The following is a 6043-nucleotide window of genomic DNA, read 5'->3' as shown; positions in this document are numbered from 1 at the left end:
GTCCAAGGCTATCGTGCCTGGGGTCTCGATTTGCCGACTGTGGCCCTCGATGTGCCAGATTATCGCTTAGAAATTTACGGAGAATGGTTTCAGGTCGACGAGACACCGGTCCGCGTTCCTCCGCTTATGACGGCCCCACCCGCTTATCTTGGGATCGAGTTCGGCTTCAATGGTCTTGGTCAGGATGAAGACAACGAACTCCTCGACGGGGTGCGCACCGCCGAGGAACTGTTCGAGACGCTGCATACAGTTCAAGAGGCACGCTACCGAGACACCGGCATCCTGACCGCCCGAACAGATTATCGTCGGGGTGCGGAGCCTTTCGCGATCTACGATACGGTGATCACAAATGGCTATCCTTGGAGCACAATTGACCCGGGCGGTGCGGCCTTTCCGCCCCTAGCGCTCCTGTCGACCCGGGCGGCCTTTGCCATGTCCACACTTTTGGAGAGCGATTATGCGGAGACGCTGCTTCAAGCGGTGACACCTCTCTACAGCGAGAATGGCTGGGGCGAAGGCCGCTACGAGCTTTCGGGAGCACACGAACGCACGCGGACCAGCGCCACAAATGCCTTTGTCCTTGAGGCTCTGGCTTACCGCCAAGATGGACCGCTCTTTCCCGCCTCTGCACGCCCAGAAGAATTACGGGCGTCCGTCACAACTGTACGAGGCGGGTGCCAGCTGCCCTTGACTGTAGAAGACAGCGCCGCCGAGAGATAGCCGCGCAAACGTTCAGCGCACCTGCGGCTCGGGAAGGCAGTTCGCCTCGGCGATCTTGTCGTCCACACCTGCCGCCCAGGCAGTCGGATCGCGGCTTAGATCCTGCAGAAGCGGACCTTCAACCTTGAAGAGCAATGTCTCGAGCATGATGCCGTTGTTGTTCGATGTTTGGGTCCGAATCGGCTCCCCACCTTCTTCAAACACCCCTTCGTAAAAACCGAGCTGCGGATCGAACTGCGGCTTGATCAGATCAAAGATCATGTCCGTGTAAGGGGTCTCCCACAGCGCCCATAGTCCAAGCGCGCCCTTCAGCGCTACGGCAGACAGTTGGGGCATGAACTCGCCCCCCTCTGTCATCGTCGCCCAGGGGCGGCCATTACTGAAGACCGTGTCGTAGACAAAGTAGGGAGCTTCCGCAAGTTGGTGCTCGGTACGGGCCGTGGCAATTCCAGTCGCTTCAAAGCGGCGCTCTTGCACCGTGTAGATGTTCTGCGCAAAACGTGGGAGCCAATCCTCGATCTGACCGCCGTTGAAATAATCCCAACCGAATTCCACCCCTCCAAGCGCGTAGCTTTCGCTCACCACATAGTTATGGGCTCCGAGGATGCGCGGGTCGCGGCTGTCATAGGCGACCTCCACTCCGTAAAGCCAGATTGTTTCGTAGGGCTCGGGTTCAAGTGCGGTGGACACGTCAAAACCCCAAAGCGCAAATCCCTCGGCCGCGTACTCCTCATATCCGAGTCGGCCTTCCTGAAGGTAACGAACGACACCGTCCTCGGTCAAAGCCGTGCCGTAGGTTACTCCGGGCTCTTGCACGAGGCCGCAAAAGTTCCAGCGCCGAACGATCCGGTCTGGAACCTCTTCAAATTGAGGATAGCGTTGCTGGACAATCCGCAGCCAGATCAACAAACGTCCAATGTCGATCGCCGAGCAGCCGATCTCTTCCGGCTCGTTCACGTAATTGACCAGCTGGACCGTCTGGGTGTTGTAGGCCTTGTTCGGACATTCATTTCGGAAGAGTTGAATGTGCTCCAAAGTGGCGAGGACGCTGCGCAGGCGCTCTTCTGCTTCTGCATCCTGCACAATGCCGAAGGAATGTGCCGCGACAAGCCCTGCAATATAGGAGGCAGTATCCCACAGCGTCACAGACGGATAGTTGTGCGTTGAATTCACCAAACCGCTTTGCGGCTGATGATTGTTCTCGAAATAGCGCCATGCGATGCGCGCCATCTCGAGTTCTTCCTCAGTCAGTGGCCCGTGCCGCGGAAGAGCCACTGGATCGGTGGCCGTCAGAGGCCGATCGGGCCAGTGGTTGTCGGCCGCCGCAGGTAAACCCGCCCCGACCAGAAACAGGGACTGGAGCAGTATAGCCCCAAAAAACGGGGCAAAGAGGGGGCGAGAGATCATCTGGAACCTTCGAGCTATTGTAATACCGTAATGAATTACAGCATCTGCCTGTGTTGATATTCATCTTGATTTTGACCTCAGGCTACGGTCGCCTCCTGCCCGGCAGCAGGGGGCTACGTCTGTACGGTGCGCAAACGAAGTCTTCACTTCCTCCTCGCCGTCGCTTGGCTGCCTATTCTGCTTTCATCCTCCGGGATGCGGGGATGCAGGATCGGGCCGAACACCCCGTAATGCAATGCGGAGAGGATCACCCCGTTCGTGTTTGCGGTCAGAACTGTGTTGGGCTCGTTGAATGTTTCATAATGTCCGGCCATCCAACCTTCCGGTGTCTGCAGGTCCGCTATGGTAGACAATAAAAGCGCGGTGTAGTCATTTCGGTAGAGGGCATGCCAACCAATCGATCCCTTGGTACTCAGGGTGCGGTAATCCGTGGCCTGCTCTCCAGTATCAGTGAGTACGTTCCACGGCTGACCATTGCCGACGACGGTGCTGTAGACGAAATGCGGTGGCCGGTCGAGATGATCCTCGGTGACTGCGGTAACGATCCCTGTCTCGGCATGGCGGCGCTCTTGTGCCTCAAAGACCCGGCGGGCTAGGGCTTCGGTGCGAGTGTCCCATCCGAACTCCAGTCCGTGCAGAATATACGGATCGCTGAGGGTGTAGGTGTGACCTCCAAATACTTCTGGACTGCGTTGATCCGCCGGAACCTCGGTGCCGAAGACATCAACCCAATCTAGATGCGTCTCGACACGCTGCGCCTCTTGCACGTCATGGCCCATGACAGCAAAGCCCTTTGCGGCATATTGCTCGTAACCGAGGCGTCCCTCCTGCAGCAGGACATAGCCGCCCTCTGCGGTAGGCTCTGCTCCGACCATTTCGCCATACCGAACGGCGGCACCTATATCCCAACGGTCAAGCACCGCACTGACCGCAGGTGCATGTTCCGGATAGTAGCGCATGATCGTGTGCAGGGACACGAGCATGCGCCCAAGATCAAGCGCGGACCAGCCGATCCCTTGCTCGACCGGTTCGTTTGCATAATTCGTCATCTGCAAGGTGCGGGTGTCATAAGATTTGTTTGGCAGGAGTTCTGCAAAGAGCGGCATCTCCAAAAGGCTGCCGAGAGCCTTTTCCACGATTGCATCGAAGCGTGTGCGGCTCAGGATGCCCAGCCTTTCGGCAGAGACTGCGCCAAGAAGGAAGGATCCGGTATCCCAGAGCGTCGTGGCTGGGTAGTCTGCCACGGAGTCGGCCAGACCAGTTTCGGGACGTATATTCGCCTCGAAGTAGCCCCAGGCCGCATGTGCGGCCTCTAGCTGATCCGCAGTGAGTTCCTGGAAGGGTGGCGGCTCGTATGCCGCCTCTTCCTCTGGTAACCAACTGGTCGTCGCTTGCTCCTGGCTCGGCTCCCAGGATTCAAGGGCGAAGATCAAGGCGAAGGCGACAATGAGTGCCAGCAAGAAGACGATGTTGCCGCGCGCGGCCAGCAGCCCCTGGCGAAAGGTCATGCGATGGCCTCCTGAGTGATGGGTTCTTCTTCCGGGCGCCAGAAGGCTGCCCGGATGATGCCGCTCATGGCAAGAATGTTGTTCGCCCCCCAGAACGCATTGGCGACAAGGCCGCCGGCGGTGTAGTTGTCGGAGCCCATCAGGTAGGCCGCCAGGGCGAAGACAAGTGCGGCCACCGTCAGGACCACAACCGCGATCTGCGGGATCACCAATTGCTGGAAGGTACCTGTCTGGCGCTCCTTGGGCGTGACGGGAAACTTGATCTTCTCGCCCTTGACGACGGACCAGAGGGCGCGAAGGTTGAGTGGGAAGAAGGACAAGTACCACAGCCGCGACTTATAGCCGGCGATCCCCCAGGTTCCAACCAGAGTGGCAAGCTCGTTCAGGATCAGGAACGGCAGGATGTGCTTGTAGAAATCAACGGAATAAGCCGAAACTGGCGCGATCGCCGAGAAAAGATAGATGATCGGCGCCAGCAGGAATACCACGTTCCAGATGCCGGACAGGTAGGACCAAAACGTCGCACCATACATCAGCCGCTGCGGCAAGGAGAGGCCTGATCGCAGGAGCGGGTTGTCGTGGAACAGGATGTCAAGGCTGCCGCCTGCATACTTGAAGCGCTGGATTGACCAGGCGAGAAGGTCTTGTGGCGACAGCATTTTGGATTCCACCCACGGATGCAGAACAGATCTCCACCGCCTGTTCGGGTCCGAATGCAGGATGATCGACGTATAGATGTCTTCAGAGACGTGAAATTTATAGGGGGTAAGTTCGGTCGCCAGTGCAGCCTGCCCGCGCAGATGCGCCCGTACATCTTGGGCAAGCGCCTTTTCACCGGTTATCCGGCGGAACGCCGCTTCATCTTTCTCGGCCTGCTTTGTGACGGTCTCGCCGTAGGCAGTGAGAGCGGCCTGCATTACCGCCTCGCGCCGGTGGATTGACCCTGCCCCGCAGCAGAAGGAAGCATTGGCCCAATTTCGCCGCCGCAGAATGATTTGGTAAAACATCTCCGGGTCATTGACGAAGGGGTCGCTGCCGGTCCGGATCGGGCCTGCGATACGCTCAAGACCATGTCCGATGGCCCGGCCGAAGCCGCCGAGCCTCCTGCCCAACGCTTCTGCAATGGGCGTGCCCTCAGGAATGTCGTAAAACCATTGTGGCGTCTGCACCCACGCCATGTCGGGATCCCGGAAATAGCCTAGGGTGCGCTCAAGCATCGTAGGAAGGGGGCGTGTGTCCGCGTCGCAGATGATGATGAAATCACCGGTGCTGACCTCGAGTGCATTGCGAAGGTTCCCCGCCTTGAAGCCGATATTATTGTCGCGCGTGATGTAGTTGGCGCCCTCCTCCTCCGCCATTTGCTGCATTTCTGGGCGGCGTCCGTCATCGAGGATGTGGATGCGCAGGTCGATTGGGTGAGGATAGCGCATCTTCGCGGCGTCACGCACGCCGAGTCGCACAAGATCTACCTCTTCGTTGTAGGTTGTGAAGAATACATCCACGGCGACGGGTCGATCAGGTGCCTCAGGATCGTCTACACAGTCCTTGACTGAAGCGGGTGGCGGCAGGATCGGCGGGTCACTGGTCTTCCACATGTTGATCGTGAAGAAGATCAAGCCGATAAACGCTGTCGTCTCAGCAATTACGAGCGGGATGGCAAACCATAGAGCATCGTAGTTAAGGCTCTCCGTCCAGCGCCAGAGGAGATACCAGGCACCGGTGACGAGGGCGAGTACTGCGAGGAACTGATAGAGGAGTTGGCGCCCTTCCGAATGGGGCACCGGCTCAGGGGGTTCCCGCTGTTCGTAACGTTCAAAGTAGTATCCCATCGCCGATTTCGCCCGCATCCTTCGGTGGCCCGCGGCTTGGGCACCGTTCCATGGTTGGTCTTACAAGGCCATGGATCCGGGCAAGTTTCAACTGGCAGGAACCTTCGCCGATTAAGCAGCTTCGGTCGAAGTTGATTTAGGAGCATGTACCCGTCATCCAAGGCATTGCTGCTCCGCGAACACTCCCCCCGGCGCTTGAAGCACCTTCCGGTCCCGGAAGTGGCCACCGCAGCCTACTTTGGATAGAATTTCAAAGAGGGGGAAATTGCGCATCAGAAATCCGGCTGATAATCTGATCGGCCAAGTCCTCTAGTTCTGCAATGTCACCGAGAGAAAATCTCCGGGGTTCTTGATCGCAGATACAGAGGGCGCCCAGCCTGACTTCCCGCATAAACAAAAGCGGCACCCCTGCGTAAAAGCGGACATAGGGAGGGCCGGTGACCAGAGGATTGTCGTAAAACGCAGGGTGTAGGCTGGCGTCCTCCACGATCAGAGGCGCATCCGAGCGTATAGTGGTATTACAAAAACTGACTTGTCGCGGGATAACATCCAGAAACGGTCCACTGCCTGCTACTGTGA

5 protein-coding genes are annotated in these 6043 nt (G+C 58.2%); 1 reads left to right on the top strand and 4 read right to left on the bottom strand.

Features of this window, described 5'->3' with window-relative positions:
• The coding region (locus tag ACLHHB_RS07685) for a DUF3131 domain-containing protein (RefSeq protein ID WP_410217685.1) at positions 1–720 on the top strand (720 nt) is incomplete at its 5' end.
• Between the two features lie 12 nt (positions 721–732).
• On the opposite strand, the gene ACLHHB_RS07680 is transcribed toward ACLHHB_RS07685, so the two are convergent.
• The 4 genes from ACLHHB_RS07680 to ACLHHB_RS07665 all read right to left on the bottom strand — a co-directional run.
• On the bottom strand, positions 733–2127 hold the full coding sequence (locus ACLHHB_RS07680) for a DUF3131 domain-containing protein (protein ID WP_410217684.1): 1395 nt from the start codon (positions 2125–2127) through the stop codon (positions 733–735).
• A gap of 143 nt (positions 2128–2270) precedes the next feature.
• On the bottom strand, positions 2271–3635 hold the full coding sequence (locus ACLHHB_RS07675; RefSeq protein WP_410217683.1) for a DUF3131 domain-containing protein: 1365 nt from the start codon (positions 3633–3635) through the stop codon (positions 2271–2273).
• Positions 3632–5482 (bottom strand): glycosyltransferase, encoded by a 1851-nt coding sequence (locus tag ACLHHB_RS07670; RefSeq protein ID WP_410217682.1) that lies wholly within the window; start codon positions 5480–5482, stop codon positions 3632–3634. Before ACLHHB_RS07670 ends, ACLHHB_RS07675 begins: the two co-directional genes overlap by 4 nt.
• Before the next feature lie 232 nt (positions 5483–5714).
• A partial coding sequence (locus ACLHHB_RS07665) for a GAF domain-containing protein (protein ID WP_410217681.1) occupies positions 5715–6043 on the bottom strand: 329 nt, incomplete at its 5' end.

It is taken from the genome of Paracoccus sp. (in: a-proteobacteria) (genome assembly GCF_046462195.1).
In the GTDB taxonomy this organism is placed as follows: domain Bacteria; phylum Pseudomonadota; class Alphaproteobacteria; order Rhodobacterales; family Rhodobacteraceae; genus Paracoccus.
The sequence above is the reverse complement of the archived record's forward strand: the minus strand, read 5'-3'. Positions and strand labels throughout refer to the sequence as shown.

Coding starts and splice junctions, on each gene's coding strand:
- ACLHHB_RS07680 (WP_410217684.1), bottom strand. CDS start 2,127: ATGATCTCTCGCCCCCTCTTTGCCCCGTTTTTTGGGGCTATACTGCTC.
- ACLHHB_RS07670 (WP_410217682.1), bottom strand. CDS start 5,482: ATGCGGGCGAAATCGGCGATGGGATACTACTTTGAACGTTACGAACAG.
- ACLHHB_RS07675 (WP_410217683.1), bottom strand. CDS start 3,635: ATGACCTTTCGCCAGGGGCTGCTGGCCGCGCGCGGCAACATCGTCTTC.